Source organism: Agromyces sp. NPDC127015, assembly GCF_042725165.1.
GTDB classification, from domain to species: domain Bacteria; phylum Actinomycetota; class Actinomycetes; order Actinomycetales; family Microbacteriaceae; genus Agromyces; species Agromyces chromiiresistens.
Genome location: NZ_JBHXDI010000006.1, coordinates 36,421 through 59,176, shown reverse-complemented (window position 1 = coordinate 59,176; position 22,756 = coordinate 36,421). Strand labels below are relative to the sequence as shown.

Genomic DNA, 22,756 nt, shown 5'->3' with positions numbered 1-22,756 from the left:
GCCGGGCCCGGGCCCGACCGCCTCAGCTCGCCTGCTGCTCGCGCTCCTCTCGCACGCGCTGCCCGACCACGGCCGAGACGCCGTCCTGGCGCATCGAGACGCCGTAGAGGGCGTCGGCGATCTCCATCGTGCGCTTCTGGTGGGTGATCACGATGAGCTGGCTCGAGTCGCGCAGGTCCTCGAAGGTCGTCAGCAGGCGCCCGAGGTTCGCGTCGTCGAGCGCGGCCTCGACCTCGTCCATGATGTAGAACGGGCTGGGGCGGGCCTTGAAGATCGCCATGAGCAGCGCGACGGCCGCGAGCGAGCGCTCGCCGCCGGAGAGCAGCGAGAGCCGCTCGATCTTCTTGCCGGCGGGCTTGACGCTGACCTCGATGCCGGTCGTGAGCATGTCGTCGGGGTTCGTGAGCGAGATGCTGCCCGCGCCGCCCGGGAAGAGCACGGGGAAGACCTCGGCGAACGCGGCCTTCGTGTCGTCGAAGGCGCTGCGGAAGATCGACTCCATCTTGCCGTCGATCTCCTCGATGATCGTCAGCAGGTCCTTGCGCGTGTTCGCGAGGTCCGTCAGCTGCTCGCTCAAGAACTGGTGGCGCTGCTCGAGCGCGGCGAACTCCTCGAGCGCGAGCGGGTTGACCCGACCCAGCTGGGCGTACTTGCGCTCGGCGGCGGCGAGCCGTCGCTGCTGCTCCTCACGACGGAACGGCACGGCCTCGCCGTCCTCCGTCTCGGCCGGCACCGGCTGCTCGGGACCGTACTCGTCGATGAGCACGGTCTCGTCGAGCCCGAGCTCCGACTCGGCGCGCTCGACGAGCCCCGTCACGTGCAGCTTCTTCTCGTAGATGCGCAGCTCGAGGCCGTGCACGTCCTCGGTGACCGCGTGCAGCCGCTCGCGCACGACCGACTCCTCACGCCGAACCGCCTGCAACTCCTCGTTGCGGCTCGCACGCTCGGCCTCGGCGCGGCCGAGGGCGACGCGAGCCTCGGCGACCGACGCGTCGACCGACGCGAGCGCGGGCGGCAGCGCCTCGGCGACGCGTCGGGCGGCGTCGAGCTGCGCGCGGCGGATGACGGCGCGCCGCGCCGCCTCGTCGGCGGCGCGCCGTTCCTGGTCGAACTGGGCCTCCATCGCCCGGATCCGCGCTTCCTCGGCGCGGACCCGCTCCTTCGCGGTCTCGAGCCTGAGCTTCGCCTCGACCTCGGCCTCGCGGGCGGCCTCGACCGACGCGAGCGCCCCGTCGCGCGCTGCGACGTCGAGCACGGGACGCGGCACGGCGCGTGCCGCCTCGAGGGCGGCCTTCGCCTCGTCGGCGGCGCGTTCGGCGTCCGTGACCCGTTCTTCGGCATTCGCCGACGCCTGCTGCAGTCGCTCGGACTCGGCCTCGGCGGCCTCGGCCTGAACGCGCGCGCGGTTGAGGCGCTCGGTGCGCTGTGCGAGCTGCGCGTCGAACTCGCGCAGCGCCGCGAGAGCGCGCTTCGACTGCTCCTTGGACTGCTCGACGAGCCGGCGCTGCTCGGCGAGTTCGGTGCGGCTGCGCTCGATCTCGCCGCGCACCTCCTCGAGGCGGGCGGCGGCGCGGTCGCGCTCGGCGATGAGTTCGATGCGGCTCTGCTTGCGCCCGGAGCCGCCGCGCACGACGTATCGGCCGATGACGGTGCCCTCGCGCGTGATCACGGTCGCGGGCCGGTCGAGCCCCCCGAGCGCGGGTTCGGCGGCGCGAGCCGAGTCGCGGTCGTCGGCGATGAACACCTCGGCGAGGAGGCCGCGCACGCCGGCGGGCGCGGTGACGACCGACGCGGCCGGCGTGAGCCCGGCGAGGGCCGGCGTCGCCGCGGCCTCGACCCCGGGCTCGGCGACGGCGAGCGCCACCCGGCCGAGTTCGCCCGCCTCGGCGCGGTCGAGCGCCCGGTACGCGGCATCACGGTCGTCGACGAGCACGGCGTCGGCGAGCGACCCGAGCGCGGCGGCGATCGCTGCCTCGAAGCCGGGCTCGACCTGCATCGACTCGGCGAGGAGTCCGCGCACGCCGTCGACGCCCGCGGCGACGAGCGCGGCCGAGCCGTCCTTCTGGTCGAGGGCGAGCGAGAGCGCCTGGGTGCGGGCGCTGAGCGCCCCCTGCTCGCGCTCGCGGCCGTGCAGCTCCTCGCGGATGCGCTCGATCTCGGCCTCCGCCTCGAAGACCGCGGCCTGGGCCAGCTCGTAGGCCTCGTCGAGGTCGGTCTCGGCCGACTCCTCGACACTCGCAGCAGCCTCGGCCTCGGCGAGCGCGGTGGCCGCCGCCGCACGTCGGCCGGCCGACGCCTCGAGCGCATTCGCGTGCCGCAGCACCTCGCCGCGCACGGCGGCGAGTTTCGAGGCGGCCGAGTCGGCCTGCCCCGACAGCTTCGAGAGTTCGAGGTCGTAGGCCGACACCTCGGCCGACTGCCGGGCGATCTCCTGGTCGACGGCGTCGAGCTCGGCGCGGGTGCGCATGGTCGTCTCGTGCGCCTCGTCGAGGGCGGATGCCGCGGCGCCGATGCCGTCGCGCAGGCCCTCGAGCTCGGCGACGGCGGCGTCGATCATCTCGCGGGTCACGCTCGGCGAGGCATCCGCCTCTTCCGAGGCGCCCTCGAGGAGCGCGATGCGCTGACGGGCGAGCGAATCGAGCGAGCGGAGCCTCGCCTGGGCCTGCTCGAGGGCGAAGCTCGTCGAACGGGCACGGTCGACGGAGTCGCCGCCCTGCGCCTGCTCGAGCGCCGTCACCTTCGCCTGATGCTGCTCGAGCCGTTCCTGCAGCACGAGTCGCTCGGCGTGCCGCTCGTGCTCGCTCTTGCCGTGCTCCTCGAGTGCGCGTCGCAGCCCGACGACCTCATCGGCGAGCAGGCGCGCCTTCGCGTCGCGCACGACCGCGGCGATCGTGGCCGCCTCGCGGGCGACCTCGGCCTGCCGGCCGAGCGGCTTCAGCTGCCGACGGATCTCGCCCGCGAGATCGGAGAGGCGAGTGAGGTTCGTCTGCATCGCGTCGAGCTTGCGGAGGGTCTTCTCCTTGCGACGACGGTGCTTGAGGATGCCGGCGGCCTCCTCGATGAAGCCGCGGCGGTCCTCGGGAGTGGCGCGCAGCACCTGGTCGAGCTGTCCCTGGCCGACGATGACGTGCATCTCGCGACCGAGGCCCGAGTCGCTGAGGAGCTCCTGCACATCGAGCAACCGGCACTGGTCGCCGTTGATGGCGTACTCGCTCGTGCCGTTGCGGAACAGGGTGCGCGAGATCGTCACCTCGGTGTACTCGATCGGCAGCGCACCGTCGGTGTTGTCGATCGTGAGGCTCACTTCGGCGCGTCCGAGCGGTCCACGGGTCGAGGTGCCGGCGAAGATGACGTCCTCCATCTTGCCGCCGCGGAGGGTCTTCGCGCCCTGCTCGCCCATGACCCAGGCGAGCGCGTCGACGACGTTCGACTTTCCCGATCCGTTCGGGCCGACGATGCAGGTGACGCCGGGTTCGAAGGCGAAGGTCGTCGGCTGTGCGAAGGACTTGAAGCCCTTGAGCGTCAGACTCTTCAGGTACACGCTCCACCCTCTCCTCGCCGCACGAACGCTGCCGACTACGGTATCCGAGGTTCGGGGCCGATCCGCGCACGCGCGCCGCGCTTCGGTGATCGGCCCTTGCCGCCGCCGGGCGGGGTCGATAGTCTGGGCGGCTGCCCGGTCGGCGGCCCGATGCGTCGGAACCCGCACGAGAGGAGCAGCCGATGCCGGTCGAGATCCGCGAGGTGGCCCTCCCCGCGACGCTCGGCGCACCAGAGGCCATCGAGTTCGAACGCGTCGTCGAGTTCATGACCGCCATCGAGGTCGAACGCTGGGGCGACGACCGGTTCGCATTCACCGCCCCGGAGCTCCTCGCCATGTACCGCGACGAGTACCTGCCGCGACGGCTCTTCGCCGCGTGGGACGGCGAGCGTTGCGTGGGTCGCGTGGTGACGTTCTGGGAGGCCGACCCGGCCGCGACGGTGGGCAATCTCATCGTCGAGGTGCACCCGGCGTACCGACGGGCCGGCATCGGTTCGCAGCTGATCGAACGCGCGGAGGCCGTGATCCGCGGGCTTGGACGCCAGGCGTTCGCCGGCTTCGACGACTTCCCGATCGCCGTGACCCAGCGAGCCGGCGAGCGGTTGCGAGCCCCCCAGGGCGATGCCTCGATCCCGGCCGACCTGCCGAGCGTGCGGTTCGCGACCCGGCACGGGTACACGCTGCGACAGCTCGAGCGGCAGAGCGGACTCACGGTCGCGGGGCGTCTCGAGGAGTTCCGCGCCGCGTCCGAGGAGCGCGAGGCCGAGGCATCCGGCTATCGGCTCGTCGGCTGGGTCGACCGAACGCCCGACGAACTCGTCGAGAGCTATGCGGCCGCCCGCGCGCGCATGGCGCTGGACGTGCCTGCGGGCGGCCTGACGATCGACGAGGAGGAGTGGGACGCGGCCCGCGTTCGCGCCCACGAGGATCGCTCGCTCGACGGCGGGCGCTCCCTGCTCGTGCAGGCGGCGGTCGCCCCCGACGGCACCGTCGCCGGGTACACCGAGCTGCTGCTGCCGCCCGGGAAGACGGTCGCCTATCAATCGGACACGCTGGTCGTCGCGGCGCACCGCGGTCACGGGCTGGGCATGCGCGTGAAACTCGCGAACCTCGTGCTGCTCGGCGAGTTCGCCCCCGAACGCACCGATGTCTACACGTGGAACGCCGACGAGAACGAGCACATGCTCGCGATCAACATCGCGCTGGGCTTCGGACTCCGCGGGATCTCCGCCGAGTGGCAGCGCGGCTGAGCGGGGCAGGGGCGGTCAGCCGCGCCGGACGTCATCGCCGCCGCTGGCACCGCGGGCACCGGTGCGACGACCGGTTCATGAACGGCTCGCGCACGATCGGCGTGCCGCAGCGCGAGCACGGTTCGCCCGCGCGCCCGTAAGCGTTGAGCGAGTGCGCGAAGTAGCCCGATGCGCCGTTGACGTTCACGTACTGCGCGTCGAAGCTCGTGCCGCCCTCGACGAGGGCGCGCCCGAACACGTCGCGCACGGCGGCGAGCAGCTCGGTCGTGCGGCGCCGGCTGAGCGACGAGGCGAGCTGCTCGGGGTGCAGTCGCACCGCCCAGAGCGACTCGTCGGCGTAGATGTTGCCGATGCCGCTGACGACACCCTGGTCGAGGAGCACGCGTTTGATGCCGCTGCCGCGACGTGCGAGCCGTGCGGCGAACAGGTCGTCGGAGAACGCCGGGTCGAGCGGGTCGCGGGCGATGTGCGACACCTGGCTCGGGATCGAGCGCGCCCACTCCCCCGTGACCGACGCCGAGAACCCGGCGATCTCGCCGTCGTCGGTCGGCCCCATACGGTCGACGGCGAGCGAGCCGAAGATGCGCTGGTCGACGAAGTCGATTCGGAGTTCGCCGTGCTCGGGGTGCTCGACGTTCAGTCGTACGCGGGCGTGCCGGTCGTCGCCAGGGTGATCGGGCGTGCGCAGCAGCATCTGCCCGCTCATGCCGAGGTGGCCGACGATCGCGCGGGCACCCGCCCGGTCGCTCGCGACGGTCCCGTCGTCGAGCGGCAGCCACAGGAACTTGCCGCGACGCACGGCCGCGCTCACCCGTGCACCCGCCAGCAGGCGCTCGAAGTCGCCGACGGCCGGATCGTGGCGCTTCAGCGAACGCCGGTCGAGCACCTCTACGGCGGTGATGACGGCGCCGGTCACCGCGGGCGCGAGCCCTGCGCGGACGACCTCGACCTCGGGAAGCTCGGGCAATTCAGTTCGCGCCGTTGAGCAGGGTCCACGCCTCGAGCGCCGCGGCCATCTCGGCCTGCTTCTTGCTCGATCCCTCGCCCGACGCCTGCACGAGCTCGCCGACCGTCACGGTCGCGACGAAGTGCTTGTTGTGGTCGGGGCCGGATTCGGCCACCGAGTACGCGGGTGCAGGGGCGCTGCGCCGCGCCGCGATCTCCTGCAGGCTCGTCTTCGGGTCCATCGCCGCGCCGAATCGCTCGGGGTCCTGCATGAGCGGCGTGATGAGGCGCAGCACGAGACCGGTCGCGATGTCGCCGCCGGCGTCGAGGTAGACGGCGCCGATGATCGCCTCGACCGTGTCGGCGAGGATCGACGGCTTGTCGGCTCCCCCGGTGAGGGTCTCGCCGCGGCCGAGCCGGATGTACCGACCGACGCCGATCGCACGACCGACCTCGGCCAGTGCGACACTCGACACCAGGCTGGCGCGGCGCTTCGCGAGCTCGCCCTCGTCGAGGTCGGGATGGTCGCGGAAGAGCTTGACCGTGACGGCCTGCCCGAGGATCGAGTCACCGAGGAACTCGAGGCGCTCGTTCGTCGGGATGCCGCCGTTCTCGTACGCGAACGACCGGTGCGTGAGCGCGAGTTGGAGCAGGGCGGGATCGATCTCGATCTGCAGCGTCTGCTGCAGTTCGTCGAGCGTGCGATTCTCGCTACCCGTGCGCTCCGTTCGCGTCACGACCGGTCGTCGGTGCGTCTCGGGCCGACTAGACGTCGGCGACCTTGCGGCCCTTGTACTCGAGGAAGAGCGGGGTGCCCGCCGAGTCCTCGACGACCTTCGCGCGGTGCGGAAGGCTGTAGGTGACCTTGCCGTTCTCGACGGTCTTGACGAGCGTGGGGACCTCGGCCTTCCACTGCGAACGGCGCGCGTGGGTGTTGGCGCGTGACTGCTTCCGCTTGGGAACCGCCATGACTATCTCTCTTCTCTCTGCTGATCGGCGCCGGATGACGCATCCGGACCGTTGTCTTCGGAAGCCTGGAACCCCGCGAGCGCGGCCCAGCGAGGATCGCTGTGCTCAGGGGTGACGAGTTCCGGATGATCGGCCAGTCGGAGCCCGGTCTCTGGGTCGAGACCCGGGCAATCCGGTCGGCACACCGGCTGGAACGGCAGTGCCAGCACCACCGCATCTCGGATGAGTGGTTCAAGATCCACGTGGTCGTCTTGAACCTCATACTCGATTGCTTCCCCGCCATGATACCCGAAGAGTTCTTGGAACTCGACTCGGACGGGCAGCGCGATGTCGGTCAGGCAGCGACCGCACTCGCCCTCGGCGGTCGCGTCGACCTCGGCGGTGACGAGGATGCCCTCGTGCACCGACTCCAGCCGGACGTCGAGCTCGACCTCCGAACCGGCGGCGACGGCGACGAGCCCCTCGCCGAACTGCTCGGGCGCGGGCACGGTGATGAACGCTTCGCGCATCTCGCCGGGACGGTTGACGAGGTCGCGCACGTTCACGCTGAAAGGGGACTGCTTGATGGCCACGATCGACGATTCTACGCGCCGGTGGCAGTGCGTTCGCCGAACGCCGGGCGGACCCGGTCGACGAGCGAACGCGGCACGAGCACCGCGCGGTAACGTCCCGCGAGCGGTTCGCCGACCGCGAGCGCGGCACGCGCCGTCGACAGCGCCCCTGCCAGACGTGCGACGGATGCCTCGTCGGCGTGCCGCCCGGGACCGTATCGCTCGAGTTCGACGGCGTCGCGCAGCACGAGGAGCGCCGCGGCCGCCGCGGGCTCACGGAAGCCCTCGCGCTCGGCGAGCGCCACTGCGGCGCCGCGCGGGGTGGCGGTCGCATCGAGTCGCACCCCCAGGTCGCGTGCGCTCGCGACGAGCTCGTCCCACGCGGCATCCGCGGGTCGTTCGCCGCGCCGGATCCGGCGCAACCGGCCTGAGCGCTGAGCGGCGCGCAGCACGGCCGGTGCGATGAGGACCACGACCGCGAGGAGCACGACGATGCCGCCGCGCCACCACCACCCGTCGACGCCGACCGAACCGCCGGCCGACGCACCGAGGCCGCGGTCGGGATCGAGCTCGGGTCGCCCGCTCGGCGCGCCGCTCGACGCACCCGGCGTCGGGGTGGGGGTCTCCGCCGCTTCGCCTGCACCGGGGCGCGAGTAGTCCGGCACGCTGCCCCGGCCGGGCGTGGGTTCGAACGGCACCCAGCCGACGCCCTCGAAGTACAGCTCGGGCCAGGCGTGCAGGTCGTGCGAGTCGACCTCGATGCGCTGCACACCGCCCACCCGCTCCTGGGTCGCGGTGCCCTGCGTGTAGCCGACCGAGATGCGCGACGGGATCCCCGCCTCGCGGGCGAGCACCGCCATCGTCGAGGCGAAGTGCACGCAGTACCCCGACTTGTTCTCCAGGAACTTCGCGATCACCTCGAATCCGCCGCCGTCGTAGCCCTCTTCGACCGGCGCCTCGGTCGAGTACTCGAACCGGTCGGAGCGCAGGTACGACTGGATCGCGACGGCGGCGTCGTACGGGGTCGCCTCGGCGGCCGTCACCGTGTCGGCGGTCTCGGAGATGATCGACGGCACATCGTCGGGCAGTGCGAGGTACGGGGCGAGGTCGTCGCCCCCGGTGGGGCGGGCCGAGCGCAACTGCGCGGGCGTGGGCTGCCGGTCGAGCCAGGTCGCCCGGTACCGCTGACCGCCGGTGTCCGTGTCGACGCTGCGCACGGTGAGCGCGCCCGGATCCCAGAACCAGGAGCCGCTCAGCCCCTCGACGCTGCGCGTCGGGTACGGCAGCGGGAGCCAGGTGGTGCGCACCTCGTCGACGACGATGTCGATCGGGTGCTCCTTCGCCTCCACCTCGCCGTCGAGGCCATCGGGCAACGGCAGCGCGTCCACCGTGTTGTCGGCATCGACGGGCGACTCGGTGACGCCCCACGCGGCGCCCTCGAACCGGTCGAGCGTGAGCAGGGTGAAGTAGGGGCGGTCGTTGTCGCGGGCGAAGTAGTGGAAGGCGGGTCGCGGCTCGGGCCTGCGCAGGTCGCGCCCGAGATCGATGAACGGGGTCACCCCGCGACCGAAGATCGCGCCCTGGGATCCGGTGCCGAGCAGCAGGCTCGTCGAGATGCTCGGCGTGGAGGCGGCGAGGACGGTCGCGACGAGGATGCCGACGGTCGTCAGGCCGAGCGTCGTGGCGAGGCCCGAGGCGGCGGGCACGCGCGCCGGCGGCACCACCGTCGCGGCTCGCTCGTCGTCGTCGCCGCCCGCGAGGTTCGCGCGCCGACGGACCCGCACGTCGACGCGGAGCAGCAGCAGGTAGGCCGCCGCCGAGAAGACGAGTGCCCACACCTCGGCGCCGGACTCGATGATGAAGCCGGGGATGAGGATGGGCACCAGTGCGGGCGCCGCGGCGAGCGCCGGCATGCGCACGGTCTGCACGAGCACGTCGACGCAGATGGCGAGCACCCCGACGCCGAGCGCGAGGACGAACGACAGGGCGGGCACGGCGATCGCCGGCACCGCCTGCTGCTGGATCGTGCGCTGCGCGCCGTCGAAGAGGTCGCCGAACAGCGGGAAGGTGTCGGCGGTCGGCACGATGAGCGCGAAGCTCGTCCCCCCGCCGAAGACGAGGGTGAGCAGCAGCAGCAGGATCACGAGTTCGCCGAGCGGTACGAGCGAGCCGGGCACGCGGAGGGCGCGCAGCCCGGAACCGCCGAACATCGTGCCGGCCGCGATGAAGGCGCCGAGCCACCACCAGCCGCTGCCGGAGATGAGGGGGCCGAGCGCCATCGAGGCGACCGCGACGAGCAGGAACGATGCTGCCGTCAGCGCGAGGCGCTGCGCGCGGCTCAGCGGGCGGTCATCGGGATGCATCGCGCTCGCCCCCGTCTCCCGGCGCCCCGACGTCGGCACGCAGTGCGATGCCCGCCCACGCGTCGCCGATCGAGGCGGGCCGACGCACTCGGACGACGCGCCAGTCGGCCTCCTCGAGCGCCTCGACGACGCGATGCGACACCGTCTCCGCGACGAAGGCGATCGCGGGCTCGATCGTCTGCCGGAGCCCCACGAGCCCCGCGGCGTCGCGCTCGTCGGGCTCGACGAGCACCGCGAACCCCGGCATCCTGGCCTCCCGGGCGCGCGCTTCGCCGCGGTCTCCCCCACCTCGCGGCGCACGGTCGGCTGCGTCGTCGCGATTCGCGACCTCGAGGCGCGCGAGGTCTTCGAGCAGCAGCCGGTCGCCGCCGGGCATGTGGTACGGGCCGCTCGAGTTCGCCGTCGCGATCGACCCGCGCGCCGGGTCGGCGACCGGATCGCAGCGCACTCGGAATCCCCGCTCGAGCAGGTGGACGCCGATCGAGGCCACGACCTCGACGCCGAGTTCGAAGCCGGCGTGCCCGTGCTCTGCGTTCCCGTGGGCGAACGCGCCGGTGCGCGGCCGGCCGGCGAGGGTGGTGTCGACCAGGATGCGGACCTCGGGATCCCCCCGCTGCTCCTCCTCGCGCACCATGAGCTCGCCGCGACGGGCGGTCGCCGCCCAGTTGACGCGGCGCATCGGATCGCCGTAGCGGTACTCCCGTGCGATGAGCTCGTCGGAGTTCGGGTGCGTGCGCCGCTGCAGGCCGTGCAGCACCCCGTCGACACTGGCGGCCGAACCGAGCGCCCGTTCGAGCGGCGTCACCCGGGGGGTGACGACGACCTCGTGGCGTGCTCCGGCGTCGCGATCGATGCGCGCGAGGGCGAACGGGTCGAAGACGCCGACGCGGAGCGGGCCGATGCCGTACACGCCACGCCGCGGGAGGCGGAGCCGGTACTCCAGGTGCACCGTGTCGTCGCCCGACGGCAGCACGCCCTCGTACGGACCGATCGCGGGCAGCACCGCCTCGGGCGGCGCATCGAGCCCCTCGGGAACGCGATCGCGCCAGTGGGCGCCGTCGAAGGTGCGCCGTGCACGGTTCCGCACCGTGATCGCCACGCTCGCGCCCGACCCGGCGCTGACCACGGGCGGGGTGAACGTGCGCGTGACGCCGAGCTTCGGCGCGCGCAGCGCCACGAAGAGGGCCGCGACGCCGGGCATTGCGATGCCGACGAACGCGAGCAGCATGATGTCGCGCAGGTCGAACCACAGCGAGACCGCGAGCAGCACGACGCCGACGAAGAGCAGCGCACCGCCACGCCGGGTCAGCCGCGGCCAGGCGGCGAAGCGAGGAGGGCGCAGGCGCTGCATCTCAGTTCCTTCGTGCGCTGCCGACCGGAACCGGCGTCTCCCCCACGATGCGTCGGACGATGGCGTCGATGAGCGGACCCGCGTCGCGGTCGTGCGCGCCGAGGGCGCGACTCGTCGGCACCAGCCGGTGCGCGAGCACCGGAACGGCGAGCGCGTCGATGTCGTCGGGCAGCACGAAGTCGCGGCCGTGCATCGCGGCATGCGCCTTCGCCGCCCGCACGAGCTGCAGCGTTGCGCGCGGGCTGGCACCCAGCCGGAGCTGACGATCGTCACGGGTCGCACGGGCGAGATCGACCGCGTACTCCTTGACCGGCTGCGACGTGAAGACGTGCTGCACCGCCTCGATCATCGATCGCAGCTCCTCGAGCGAGACGACGGCGGAGAGGTCGTCGAGCGGGCTCTTCGTCTCGCGCGTCGAGAGCATCGCGAGCTCGTCGGCCGATGCCGGGTAGCCCATCGAGATGCGGGCCATGAAGCGGTCGCGCTGGGCCTCGGGCAGCGGATACGTGCCCTCCATCTCGACCGGGTTCTGCGTGGCGACGACGGTGAACGGCGCATCGAGCCGATACGTCGTGCCGTCGGCCGTGACCTGGCGCTCCTCCATGCACTCGAGCAGCGCCGACTGCGTCTTCGGGCTCGCGCGGTTGATCTCGTCGCCGATGACGAGGTTCGCGAACACCGGCCCCCGCTTGAACTCGAACCGACGGCTCGACTGGTCGAACACCGAGACCCCGGTCACGTCGCTCGGCAGCAGGTCGGGAGTGAACTGGATGCGGCTGACGGTCGCGTCGACCGAGCGGGCGAGCGCCTTGGCGAGCATGGTCTTGCCGACGCCGGGCACGTCTTCGATGAGGAGGTGCCCTTCGGCCAGCAGCACGGTGAGCGACGCGGTCACGGCGTCGCGCTTGCCGGCGATCACGGTCTCGACGTTCGCGACGATCCCGGCGGCGAGTGCGCCCACCTCGTCGATGCCCATGATCGAGGAGCCGGCCCCGGGCCCGCCCGTCACCGCGACCGCCTCGCTCATGGCGTCATCGCCGTCTCGAGGTAGTCGGCGACGACCGTCGGCACGTAGGGCGCGACATCGCCCCCGAGCGCCGCCACCTGCCTGACGAGCGAGCTCGACACGTGCGCATTCGCCGGGTCGGGCAGCAGGAACACGGTCTCGACGCCGGCGAGGTGCCGGTTCACGATCGCCATCGGCGTCTCGTAGGCCACGTCGACCTGCGAGCGGATGCCCTTCACGAGCACGGTCGCGCCGACGTCGGTGCAGTAGTCGACGAGCAGCCCCATGCTCCACGAGGCGACGACGATGCGCCCCTGGATGCCCGCGTCGGCGATCGACTGCTCGATGAGCGAGACGCGCTGGGCGATGGGCAGCAGCGCCGACTTGTCGGGGTTGTGCACCACGACCACGTGCAGCTCGTCGTAGAGGCCCGCCGCCCGGGCGATCACGTCGAGGTGGCCGCGCGTGACGGGGTCGAACGATCCTGGGACGACGGCGATCCGCTGCATACGCAACAGCGTAGTGTCTCTGCGGAGCCCCGCGGCGTCGGGCCGAGAGTCTCAGCCCTTGCTCAGGTACCCGCTCGCCTCGTCGTCGAGCCGGCGCCGCACGGCGGCCGCGAGCGCCCGATGGTCGGCGAGCCCGGGGTCGGACCCGAGCAGCAGCTCGGCCTCGGCGCGGGCGTCGGCGATGACGTCGCCGTCGCGCACGACGCGGAGGAGCTTCAGCGACGAGCGACCGCCCGACTGCGTGGCGCCCAGCACGTCGCCCTCGCGTCGCAGCTCGAGGTCGACGCGGGCGAGTTCGAAGCCGTCGAGCGTCGCGGCGACCGCCTCGACGCGCTGCAGGGCGAGCGAGCCGGGCACCGCCTGCGTGACGAGCAGGCAGAGCCCCGGGACCGCCCCGCGGCCGACCCGGCCGCGGAGCTGGTGGAGCTGGGAGACGCCGAAGCGGTCGGCGTCGACGACGACCATGACACTCGCGTTCGGCACGTCGACGCCGACCTCGATGACGGTGGTCGAGACGAGCACGTCGAGCTCGCCCGCCGCGAAGGCGCGCATCGTGCGGTCTTTCTCGTCGGCGCTCATCCGCCCGTGCAGCGGGGCGACCCGCAGGTCGGCGAAGCGCGGGTTCGCCTCGAGCTCCGCGAGGACCGAGGCGACGGATGCGACCGGTCCGGCGGTCTCGCCCTCGCCGTCCGCCTCGACGGGCTCGCCGTCGTCTTCGGCGACGCGAGCCTCGATGGCCGGGCACACGACGAATCCCTGGCGCCCGAGGGCGACCTCCTCGGCGAGCCGCTCCCATACCCGCGGCCGCCAGGCGGGACGGATCGCGAGCGGCACCACCTGCGATTCGATGCCGGCGCGGCCCGCGGGCAGCTCGGCGATCGTCGAGACGTCGAGGTCGCCGAACACCGTCATCGCCACCGTGCGCGGGATCGGCGTCGCGGTGAGCACGAGCACGTGCGGCGGTTCGGCGCCCTTGAGGCGCAGCGCCTCGCGCTGCTCGACGCCGAAGCGGTGCTGCTCGTCGACGACGACGAGCCCGAGGTCGGCGAACGACACCCGATCGCCGATGAGCGCGTGCGTGCCGACGACGAGTCGCGACTGGCCGGCGGCGGCCCGCAGCAGCGCCCGCTTGCGTTCGGCGGCCGGCAGCTGCCCGGTGATCAGGGTCGGGATCAGCTCCGCGGCGAGCTCGGGGCCCAGCATCTTCACGATCGAACGCAGATGCTGCGCGGCGAGCACCTCCGTCGGCGCGAGCAGTGCCGACTGCCCGCCCGAATCGGCGACGGCGAGCATCGCCCGCAACGCGACGAGCGTCTTGCCCGAGCCGACCTCGCCCTGCACGAGTCGGTTCATCGGCACGGGTTCGCCGAGGTCGCGCGCGATCTCGTCGCCGACCTGCACCTGGTCGCCCGTGAGCGCGAACGGCAGCGCAGCGTCGAATCGCTCGAGCAGTCCGCCGGCGGTCGGGCGCCGGGCCAGGGCCCGCGTCGTGCGGAGCGCGGCACGCCGTTCGAGGAGCGCCGTCTGCAGCACGAAGGCCTCGGTGAACCGGAGCGTGCGCCGGGCGGCCTTCCACTCCGACTCGTGCTCGGGCCGGTGCACGCGTTCGAGCGCCTCGCGGTGCGCGAGGAGCCCCCGCCCCTCGCGCACCGACGACGGGAGGGGATCGTCGACGGCGCCCAGCCCGTCGAGCAGCACGCCGATCGCCTTGGCGAGCTGCCAGCTCGCGAGCGTCGAGGTCGCGGGATAGATCGGGATTGGCGACTCGGCCCAGCGCTTCGCGGCCGCGTCGCCGACGTCGACGGGTGCGAGGTCGTCGAAGAGCTCGTAGTCGGGATGCGCGAGCTGCCGGTTGCCCTTGTAGTCGCCCACCTTGCCCGCGAAGATGCCCCGCCGGCCCGGACGCAGGTCGTTCTCGCGCCAGCGCTGGTTGAAGAAGGTGAGCGTCAGCACCCCGGTGCCGTCGGAGATCTTCGCCTCGACGATCGAGCCGCGACGCTGGCGCATCTCGCGCACGCGCACCTCGAGCACCTCGGCGACGATCGTCACGTTCTCGTCGAGCGGGAGCGAGGCGAGCGCCGTGAGCTCACCGCGGAGCGCGTAGCGCCGCGGGTAGTGGGCGAGCATCTCGCCGACCGTCGTGTAGCCGAAGGCGCGCTCGACCGCCTGTGCCGTGCGACCGCCGAGGGCGCCCGACAGCTTCGAGTCGAGGGTGAGGCTGCCGGGCACGGCCGGAGCCCCGCCCTCGGTCTCAGCAGGTCGCGCCGTCATGCCTCGATCGTAGGCTCCGCCTCCGTCAGCGCCGCGAGCTCGGCCTTGACGTAGGGATCGTCGGGCCGCTCCGCCGCGAGCGCGCGCTGCAGCTCGAGCGCCTCGTCGTGCCGGCCGAGGCTGCGCAGGCAGCGACCGACCGACCAGCGCGCGACATGGCGCTGCTCGGGGGTGCCGTACGCGTCGGCGGCCTCGACGGCCTGCTCGAAGTGCATGAGCGCACCGGTCAGCCGACCCGAGTCGTGCAGGGTCCAGCCGAGGTTGTTGTGGAGCGCGACGCCCCAGCGCAGCACCCGCGGGTCGCGCGAGCCGTCGAGCACGTCGAAGCCCTCCGTCGCCCACTCCTCCTCGTGACCGGCGTCGTTCAGGGCGAGCATGTGCAGCGCGTCGAGCACGAGGAACGGCGATCCGGCGACGGCGGCCTCGCGGACGCCGCGGGTCAGGTCGGGCACGGCGTCGGCAGGGCGATGATGGGATGCCGCGAGCCGGCCCCGCTCGATCGCCACCCTCGCTCGCAGCTCGGCCGCGTACGCCTCGGGTTCACCGGCCACGGGGCCGAGGGCGGCGACCTCGTCGAGCAGGGCGAGCGCCTCGTCGCCGCGGCCGAGAATGCCGAGCGCTCGGGCGAGCTGCGTGGTCATGACCGCGCGGGTGTGCGCCGGGCTCCCCTCGTCGGCCGCGGCCGCGCGGAAGCGCTCGGCACTCGCCTCGGGATCGGAGAAGTCCCAGAGGCGGTCGAGCAGCTGCTGCTCGCCCCCTCGATGCCGGGACGGTTCGGCGGGTACGCGGTCGGTCGAGCCGGTCTCTTCATCAATCGGGGCAGGCACACTCCCATCATGGCAGTGCCGGGCCGACATCGCCGTGCCGGAAGGTCATGCGTCGCCGGCCTCGTGGCACCGCCGCGCCGCCGCCGATAGGCTGCCGGAGTCATGACCCGAATCATCGCCGGATCCGCCGGTTCGCTCACGTTGCAGGTGCCCCGCTCGGGCACCCGCCCGACGAGCGACCGCGTGCGCGAGGCGATCTTCTCGGCGCTCGAATCGCGCGACGCGATCGACGGCGCGCGCGTGCTCGACCTGTACGCCGGATCCGGAGCCCTCGGGCTCGAGTCGGCGAGCCGCGGCGCGGGCGAGGTCGTGCTCGTCGAGCGCGCGTCGGCCGCGGCCGAGATCTGCCGGCGCAATGCCGACGCGGTGCGTCGCGCGGCCCGGGGCGCCGGCGCCCGCGTGCGGGTGGTGCAACGAGCCGTCGCCGCCTACCTCGAGGGCGCGGCGGCGGGATTCGATCTCGTCTTCATCGACCCCCCGTACGACCTCGGCGAACCCGCCTTGGCGAGAGACTTGGAACTGCTCGCGCCGTTGCTCGCAGAGGACGCGATCGTGGTGGTCGAGCGCAGCAGCCGCTCGCCCGAGCCGACCTGGCCCACGGGCATCGAAGCCTCCCGCCGGCGCGATTACGGCGAGACGACCCTGTGGTGGGCCGACGCCGTTCAGCCCGCCGCGCCGTCCCAGCCCGAGTAGGGGTCCCAGCCGTCGGCGTCGACCGGGCCGCCGTCGAGCAGGATGGCACCGGGGGCGTCGACCACCCGACCGATCGCCTGGAACGGCGCCGGCAGTGCGGCGCCCGGCGGGAAGGTCGCGAGCAGGCCGTGGTCCTCCGCGCCCGCGAGCGCGAGGCGCACGTCGGGGCCGAGCGCCTTCCGCTCGAAGTCGAGACCCACCCCGCTCGCCTCGGCGAGCCGGCGGGCGTCCCGCGCGAGCCCGTCGGAGACGTCGAGCATCGCGGTCGCGCCGGCGATGGCCGCGTCGCGGCCCGCCCCGACGGGTGGGCTCGGAGCAAGCTGCGCCGCGATGAGCTCCCCGTGCCGGTCGCGCAGCGCGGCGGTGCGCCCGGGGTCGGGCCGGCCCGAGGCATCCACCCCCTCGGCGAAGAGCAGTGCGAGCCCGCGTGCCGCGGCACCGCGCGCGCCTGCGTGCGCGACGACGTCGCCGACCCGCGCGCCCGAGCGTGTGACCGGCGCGCGGCCCTCGAGGTCGCCGAACGCCGTCACGGAGATCGTGAGCACCTTCGAGGCCGACAGATCGCCGCCGACGACCCCGCAGCCCGGGGCGAGCGTCGCGAGGCCCTCCCGCAGTCCGTCGGCGATGCCTTCGAGCACGCTCACCGACAGGTCGTTCGGGGCGGCGATCGCGACGACGAGCGCCGTGGGCCGGGCGCCCATCGCGGCGATGTCGGTGAGGTTCGTCGCAGCGGCCTTCCAGCCGAGCTCGAAGGGCCTCGACCACGCGAGCCTGAAGTCGGGGCCGTGCACCATGAGGTCGCACGTGACGACGAACCGCCCGTCGGCCGCGGCGACGACCGCCGCATCGTCGCCGGCGCCGAGGAGCGCCGAGTCGCCGGGGTCGAGCCGCGGAAGGATCCGCGCCAGCACGGCCTGTTCGCCGAGTTCGCCGATCGGGCGGTCGTCGTTGGTCGCGGAGGCGGTCGAGTCGGGCATCCGTCCAGCGTAACGAGCGCCGGACTCGCGAATGGTGTGTAATGGGTCCTTACGAACCCCGCCTCGCTGACGTACGGTGGGTACGGTACGAGACCCGAATGCGGTGAGTCCACCCCGCTCACCGCCCCTGCAATGGAGCACGCGTGAGCCGTCGGAGCGAGAGAGCAGCACGAACAGCGGGCCGCCGCCGTCGCCGCCGGGTGATCATCGGACTGTCCGCCGCCGCGACCGTCGTCGCGCTCGTCGGCGGCGCCGGCGTCGCCTGGGCCGGCGGCCAGTTCGATCGTTGGCTGCACCCCGAGATCCCCTGCACCGAGCCGGTGGAGCTGACCGTCGCGGCGGACCCGGCGATCGCATCGACCGTCAAGGCGATCGCGGCCGACTACGACGCAGCCGAGGACTCGTGCTCGCGCACCGAGGTGGTCGCGCAGGCTTCGGCCGACACGGCCGCCATGCTCGCCTCGGGCAACGCCTCCGACGTCGACGCCTGGATCCCCGACTCCCCCGTCTGGCTCGTGCGGATGTCGAGCACCGCCCGGTCGCTCGGCCGCCCGGTGCCGGATCTCGCCCTCGAGCGATCGATCGCTTCGAGCCCGGTCGTGTTCGCCGCACGCGCGGACCGGCCCGACGCGGTCGACGGGGAGGACCTCAGCTGGAACGGCCTGCTCAACGACGCGTTCTCGGCGCTGCTGCCCGACCCCGAGGCCTCGTCGGCCAGCCTCAGCGCACTGCAGGCGATGGAACGCCGGGTCGACATCGGGACGACCCGCCAGTTCCAGCAGGCGATGATCGAGCTCAACGACACGATGCCGTCCTCGATCGACGACGCGTTCGCCGCCCTCGACGGCGCCGCCGACGGCACCGTCGTGATCGCGAGCGAGCAGCAGATCGCCCGCCACAACCGGGAGGGCGGCTCGACCCCGCTCGTCGCCCTCTACCCCGCCGACGGCACGCTCGCGCTCAGCTACCCGTTCCTCCGGGTGCTCGACGAATCGGAGCTCGCGAAGAACCTGCCCGCCGCCGACGCCGAGACCGACGAGAGCGCCGACGCCAGAGCCCGGGCGTTGCACGCGCGCGAGCTCGACGCGCTGAAGCTCGCCCTCTGGTCGGCGAAGGACGCGTTCGCCGCCGACGGGTTCCGCGACGGTACCGGCTCGGGCGAGCTCGAACAGGAGGGCGTGCTCGTCGACGCCGTGCCGGTCGACTCGGCCGCCGCCGGCGCGCAGGTCGCGATCCTGCGCACCTGGGGCGTGCTGAGCCTTCGCTCCCGCATCCTCGGCGTCATCGACGTCTCCGGTTCGATGGAGGAGCCGACGGTCACGGGCCTCCGCCGCATCGACCTGCTCACCCAGGCCGCCGCCAAGACGCTCTCGCAGTTCTCGGGCGACGTCGACCTCGGGATGTGGATCTTCTCGACCGCGCGCGCGGGCGATCGCGACTGGGAGCCGCTCGTCCCGATCGACAGTCTCGGCACCGACGACCATCGGGCGCGCATCAACAGCGCGATCGCGTCCCTCCCGGGCCGGCTCGGCGGGGCGACCGGGCTCTACGACACGGTGCTCGCGGCCGTCGCGCAGGTGCGCTCGACCTACGACGCCGATCGCGTGAACTCCGTGCTGCTGCTCACCGACGGCCGCAACGAGGACGAGCACGGCATCTCGCTCGAGACGCTGCTCGAGAAGCTGAAGCAGCTCGACGACCCGTCGAAGCCCGTGCCCGTGGTCATGGTCGGCATCGGGCCCGACACCGACGTGAAGGCCATGCGAGCGATCGCGAAGGCGACGGGCGGCGCCGCCTATTCGGCCGCGAAGCCGCAGGACCTGAGCACCGTGCTCACCGACGCCCTCTCGCAGCGGGCCTGCCGTCCGAACTGCTGAGTCACGCACGTCGAACCCATCGAATGTTGCCGTTCCGACCGGGTGTTGCCGTGCGATGGGCGACGCTCGGCTCGAACGGCCACGCTCGCGACCGTCGTCGGGCGCCCGGCGACGGGCGACGGGCGACGGGCGACCGCCGTCGGGCGCGGTGGGCCGCGCGCGGCTAACCTGAAGGGGATGGACCACCCGAACGCGCGTCTGCGTCGCGCCCGCCTGCCCCTCGTCGCCGCCTGCTCCGCCGCGCTCGCGATCTCGCTCACCGCCTGCAGCCAGCCCGTGCCGATCGACCCCGCCGACGAGGCGAGCTCGCCCGACTGCGCGGCCGTCGTCGTACGCCTGCCCGACGTGCTCGCGAAAGGCACCGGCGAGGAGCAGGCCGAGCGCGAGACGAACGCCCAGGGCACGGGCGCTTGGGGCTCCCCCGCCTCGGTGCTGCTGCGCTGCGGCGTCGAGCCTCCCGGGCCGACGACCGACCGTTGCGTCACCGTCAACGGCGTCGACTGGATCATCGACGAGACCGACGCCCCGAACTACCGCTTCACCACCTACGGGCGCACCCCGGCGGTCGAGGTGCTCGTGGACAACGACGTCGTCTCGGGCACCACGGCCATCACCGAACTCTCATCCGCCGTCTCGGTCATCCCCTCGGAGACCGAGTGCACGTCGGTTGACGACGCGACCACCGCGCCCGGCACCGACGGCTGAGCCGGAACCGGGGGCCGCACTTCGCGTGCTACCGGGCACCGGTCGCGTGCCCGACCTCGATGAGCTCGGTGATGAGCTCGGGATAGCTGAGGCCCGAGTTCAGCCAGCACGTCGGGAACATCGAGATCGGCGTGAACCCCGGCATGGTGTTGATCTCGTTGACGACGAACCCCTCGCCGGTGAGGAAGACGTCGACGCGGGCGAGGCCCTGGCCGCCGATCGCCTCGAAGGCGCGACGCGCGACGCGCTGCAGCTCGAACAGCTCGCCGTCGCCGAGGTCGGCCGGGCAGACGAGTTCGACGCCCGGCGCGTCCAGGTACTTCGCCTCGAAGTCGTAGAACTCCCGCCCGGTCACGACGATCTCGCCGGCGACGCTGACCTGCGGCGTTCCGTCGCGCCCCTCGAGGACGGCGCACTCGATCTCACGGCCGACGACGCCCGACTCGACGAGCACGGTGCCGTCCTCGGCGAACGCCACGTCCAGGGCCTCGTGCAGCTTCGCCCAGTCGTCGACCTTCGTGACACCGACCGACGAGCCGGCCCGGGCCGGCTTCACGAACACCGGGAGGCCGAGGCTGTGCACCCGGCGATGCCACAGCTCGGGGTCGCGGTCGATCGCCGCGCGCGTCACGGTCACCCACGGCGCGACGGGGATGCCGGCACCCTCGAGCACCGTCTTCGTGAAGTGCTTGTCCATGCCGAGCGACGAGGCGAGCACGCCGTTGCCGACGTAGGGCAGGCCGACGAGCTCGAGGAGGCCCTGGACGGTGCCGTCCTCGCCGAACCGGCCGTGCAGGATCGGGAAGACCACGTCGACGTCGCCGAGCGAGCGCGTGCCCGAGGCATCCGACACGGTGAGCTCGCGCGACGAGGCCGACTCGGGCCAACGCACCCGGGTGCCGTTGTCGACGACCTCGGGCAGGTGGGCCGGATCGAGCGCGAATCGCGCCGGGTCGTCGGCCTCGAGCACGTAGGCGCCGTCGCGCGTGATCCCGACGGGGATCACCTCGAACCGGCTACGGTCGATCGCCCCCAGCACCCCGCCCGCCGTGGCGCAGCTGATCGAATGCTCGCTTGAGCGCCCGCCGAACAGCAGAACCACCGTGAGCTTGTCCATCTTTCGTCCTTTCGCCCTGCGGCTCGTCGTCGGTCGTGAGGTGCGGCGCGATGTCCTTGGGGTCGAGGGTGCCCGCGAGCACCTGTCGCACCTGCTCGACGATGGGCATCTCCACGCCCTTCGCCCGCGCGAGTTCGAGGATCGGCCCGACCGAGGCGAGGCCCTCGGTCGTCTGCTGCATGCGGTTGACCACGTCGTTGAGGTGGTAGCCCTGGCCGAGCAACCGCCCGGCCGTGTTGTTGCGCGAGAGGGGCGACTGGCTCGTCGCGATGAGGTCGCCGAGTCCGGCGAGGCCCGACAGCGTCTCGGGGTGGGCGCCGAAGGCGACGGCGAAGTCGCTCATCTCGACGAGGCCGCGCGTGATGATCGACGCTTTCGTGTTGTCGCCGTAGCCGGCGCCGTCGACGATGCCGATCGCCACGGCGATGAGGTTCTTCAGCACGCCGCCGAACTCGGTGCCGATGACGTCGGTGTTGACGAACGAGTGGAAGTAGCGGTTGCGCGCGACGCTGGCGACGGCCTGCGCGGTCTCGAGGCTCGTCGACGACACGACGGCGGCCGTCGGCTGCTCCTTCGCGATCTCGAGCGCGAGGTTGGGGCCCGAGATGACGGCGATCTGCGATTCGTCGATGTGCAGCACCTCGGCGATGACCTCGCTCATGCGAAGGCCCGTCGACTTCTCGACGCCCTTCATGAGCGAGACGACCTTCGCCTCGGCGTGCAGGTGCGGCGCGATCGTCTTCAGGTTGTCGCGCAGCGACTGGCTGGGCACCGACACGAACACCTGCTCGGCCCCGGCGAGGGCGAGGTCGAGCCGGCTCGTCGCACGGAGGTTCAGCGGCAGATTGACACCCGGGAGGTAGTCGCTGTTGCGCTTCGCCTCCTGGATCTCGCGGGCCATCTCGGGCCGCCGGGCCCACAGGACGACGTCGGCACCGCCGTCGGCGAGGATCTTCGCGAAGGTCGTGCCCCAGCTGCCGGCGCCCAGCACGGCCACACGAGTGCCGTGCGGCGGCTTCTGTCTACTCTTCAAGGCGCCCCGTCTCCTTCTGGCCGTGGGCGGCCGGGTTCCAGCGCTCGGCGGGTGCGGGCTCGCCGCGCACCTCGGCGAGGAGCTCGGCGATCGCGTCCATGAGCTCGCCGGTCGCCTTCACGAGCATCGCCTGGTCGATGGGCTTGTCGCGGTAGGCGCTGAGGTCGAAGGGCTCGCCGATGATGACGTCGATCGTCTTGCGAGGGAACAGGCTGATCCTCTTGCCGTAGCGGGGCAGCACGGCCTGGGTGCCCCAGTGGGCGGCCGGCACGATCGGGATGCCTCGCTCGAGTGCGATGCGCACCGCGCCGGTCTTGCCGCGCATGGGCCAGAGGTCGGGGTCGCGGGTGAGCGAGCCCTCGGGGTAGACGATGACCATCCGGCCCTTCTCGACGAGCTCCTCGGCGGCACGCAGCGCCTGGTGGCCGTTGCTTCCGGTTCGTTCGACCGGGATCTGGCCCGAGGTGCGCAGGAACCAGCCGAGCACGGGGTTCTTGAAGAGCGACGCCTTCGCGAGGAACCGCGGCGCGCGACCGAGCTTCCAGCTCGCGGCGCCCATCACGACGGGGTCGATCTCGCTGTAGTGGTTCGGCGCGAGCACGAACGCACCCGAAGCGGGCATGCGCTCTCGATGGTGGAACCGGAAGCGCATGCCGAGGTTGATGATCGGCAGGATGAGGACGGCGAGCACCCAGAAGAACGACGGTCGACGGGTCTCGGACCGCGGTTTGGCAGGGGTGATCGCCTCGGAGGTGTCGTGTGGCACGCCCC

At 72.6% G+C, this 22,756-nt stretch carries 19 protein-coding genes; 4 read left to right on the top strand and 15 right to left on the bottom strand.

Annotation, left to right across the window (positions count from 1 at the left end; translation table 11 throughout):
- Positions 1–22: 22 nt before the first annotated feature.
- Positions 23–3,541, bottom strand: coding sequence for a chromosome segregation protein SMC (gene smc, locus ACFWGP_RS17675; RefSeq protein ID WP_376931484.1), 3,519 nt, complete (start codon positions 3,539–3,541; stop codon positions 23–25).
- 182 nt (positions 3,542–3,723) lie between these two features.
- On the opposite strand from smc, the gene ACFWGP_RS17670 reads away from it, so the two are divergent.
- A complete protein-coding gene (locus ACFWGP_RS17670) occupies positions 3,724–4,791 on the top strand; it encodes a GNAT family N-acetyltransferase (protein ID WP_376931483.1) in 1,068 nt (355 codons plus the stop codon).
- A gap of 31 nt (positions 4,792–4,822) precedes the next feature.
- Here the strand turns inward: ACFWGP_RS17670 and mutM are convergent, their stop codons facing one another.
- The 10 genes from mutM to ACFWGP_RS17620 form a co-directional block, all read right to left on the bottom strand.
- Positions 4,823–5,758, bottom strand: a complete 936-nt coding sequence (mutM, locus tag ACFWGP_RS17665) for a bifunctional DNA-formamidopyrimidine glycosylase/DNA-(apurinic or apyrimidinic site) lyase (protein WP_376931482.1) — start codon at positions 5,756–5,758, stop codon at positions 4,823–4,825.
- Between the two features lies 1 nt (position 5,759).
- Positions 5,760–6,425, bottom strand: a complete 666-nt coding sequence (gene rnc, locus ACFWGP_RS17660; RefSeq protein ID WP_376931531.1) for a ribonuclease III — start codon at positions 6,423–6,425, stop codon at positions 5,760–5,762.
- A 76-nt stretch (positions 6,426–6,501) separates the two neighbouring features.
- Complete coding sequence (gene rpmF, locus ACFWGP_RS17655; RefSeq protein WP_106564619.1) at positions 6,502–6,705, bottom strand: 50S ribosomal protein L32; 204 nt, start codon at positions 6,703–6,705, stop codon at positions 6,502–6,504.
- A gap of 2 nt (positions 6,706–6,707) precedes the next feature.
- Positions 6,708–7,277: a DUF177 domain-containing protein gene (locus tag ACFWGP_RS17650; protein WP_231430725.1), complete on the bottom strand. Its 570-nt coding sequence runs from the start codon at positions 7,275–7,277 to the stop codon at positions 6,708–6,710.
- Between the two features lie 11 nt (positions 7,278–7,288).
- Complete coding sequence (locus ACFWGP_RS17645; protein ID WP_376931481.1) at positions 7,289–9,619, bottom strand: transglutaminaseTgpA domain-containing protein; 2,331 nt, start codon at positions 9,617–9,619, stop codon at positions 7,289–7,291.
- Positions 9,606–10,970, bottom strand: a complete 1,365-nt coding sequence (locus ACFWGP_RS17640; RefSeq protein ID WP_231430723.1) for a DUF58 domain-containing protein — start codon at positions 10,968–10,970, stop codon at positions 9,606–9,608. Before ACFWGP_RS17640 ends, ACFWGP_RS17645 begins: the two co-directional genes overlap by 14 nt.
- 1 nt (position 10,971) lies before the next feature.
- The gene (locus ACFWGP_RS17635; RefSeq protein ID WP_231432311.1) at positions 10,972–11,946 is read right to left on the bottom strand and encodes a MoxR family ATPase; all 975 of its coding nucleotides are present in this window, start codon (positions 11,944–11,946) and stop codon (positions 10,972–10,974) included.
- Between the two features lie 47 nt (positions 11,947–11,993).
- Complete coding sequence (coaD, locus tag ACFWGP_RS17630; protein WP_231430722.1) at positions 11,994–12,485, bottom strand: pantetheine-phosphate adenylyltransferase; 492 nt, start codon at positions 12,483–12,485, stop codon at positions 11,994–11,996.
- Positions 12,486–12,536: 51 nt separating this feature from the next.
- A complete protein-coding gene (locus tag ACFWGP_RS17625; protein ID WP_231430721.1) occupies positions 12,537–14,756 on the bottom strand; it encodes an ATP-dependent DNA helicase RecG in 2,220 nt (739 codons plus the stop codon).
- Positions 14,753–15,583, bottom strand: a complete 831-nt coding sequence (locus tag ACFWGP_RS17620; protein WP_231430720.1) for a tetratricopeptide repeat protein — start codon at positions 15,581–15,583, stop codon at positions 14,753–14,755. The genes ACFWGP_RS17625 and ACFWGP_RS17620 overlap by 4 nt, the downstream gene beginning before the upstream one ends.
- A 102-nt stretch (positions 15,584–15,685) precedes the next feature.
- On the opposite strand from ACFWGP_RS17620, the gene rsmD reads away from it, so the two are divergent.
- Positions 15,686–16,276 (top strand): 16S rRNA (guanine(966)-N(2))-methyltransferase RsmD, encoded by a 591-nt coding sequence (gene rsmD, locus ACFWGP_RS17615; RefSeq protein ID WP_376931480.1) that lies wholly within the window; start codon positions 15,686–15,688, stop codon positions 16,274–16,276.
- On the opposite strand, the gene thiL is transcribed toward rsmD, so the two are convergent.
- Complete coding sequence (gene thiL, locus ACFWGP_RS17610) at positions 16,246–17,253, bottom strand: thiamine-phosphate kinase (RefSeq protein WP_231430718.1); 1,008 nt, start codon at positions 17,251–17,253, stop codon at positions 16,246–16,248. The two genes, rsmD and thiL, sit on opposite strands and share 31 nt — an antisense overlap.
- A 200-nt stretch (positions 17,254–17,453) precedes the next feature.
- Between thiL and ACFWGP_RS17605 the strand changes: the two genes are divergently transcribed.
- Both ACFWGP_RS17605 and ACFWGP_RS17600 read left to right on the top strand, forming a co-directional pair.
- Positions 17,454–19,130: a substrate-binding domain-containing protein gene (locus ACFWGP_RS17605; protein WP_376931479.1), complete on the top strand. Its 1,677-nt coding sequence runs from the start codon at positions 17,454–17,456 to the stop codon at positions 19,128–19,130.
- A 177-nt stretch (positions 19,131–19,307) separates the two neighbouring features.
- Positions 19,308–19,835: a DUF3515 domain-containing protein gene (locus tag ACFWGP_RS17600; protein ID WP_376931478.1), complete on the top strand. Its 528-nt coding sequence runs from the start codon at positions 19,308–19,310 to the stop codon at positions 19,833–19,835.
- A 28-nt stretch (positions 19,836–19,863) separates the two neighbouring features.
- Here the strand turns inward: ACFWGP_RS17600 and ACFWGP_RS17595 are convergent, their stop codons facing one another.
- From ACFWGP_RS17595 to ACFWGP_RS17585, 3 genes are read right to left on the bottom strand one after another with little or no spacing between them, the layout of a single operon-like run.
- A complete protein-coding gene (locus ACFWGP_RS17595) occupies positions 19,864–20,952 on the bottom strand; it encodes a D-alanine--D-alanine ligase family protein (protein ID WP_231430715.1) in 1,089 nt (362 codons plus the stop codon).
- On the bottom strand, positions 20,852–21,985 hold the full coding sequence (locus ACFWGP_RS17590) for an NAD(P)H-dependent glycerol-3-phosphate dehydrogenase (RefSeq protein WP_231430714.1): 1,134 nt from the start codon (positions 21,983–21,985) through the stop codon (positions 20,852–20,854). The genes ACFWGP_RS17595 and ACFWGP_RS17590 overlap by 101 nt, the downstream gene beginning before the upstream one ends.
- Positions 21,975–22,751, bottom strand: a complete 777-nt coding sequence (locus ACFWGP_RS17585) for a lysophospholipid acyltransferase family protein (protein WP_376931477.1) — start codon at positions 22,749–22,751, stop codon at positions 21,975–21,977. The genes ACFWGP_RS17590 and ACFWGP_RS17585 overlap by 11 nt, the downstream gene beginning before the upstream one ends.
- Between the last annotated feature and the right edge of the window lie 5 nt (positions 22,752–22,756).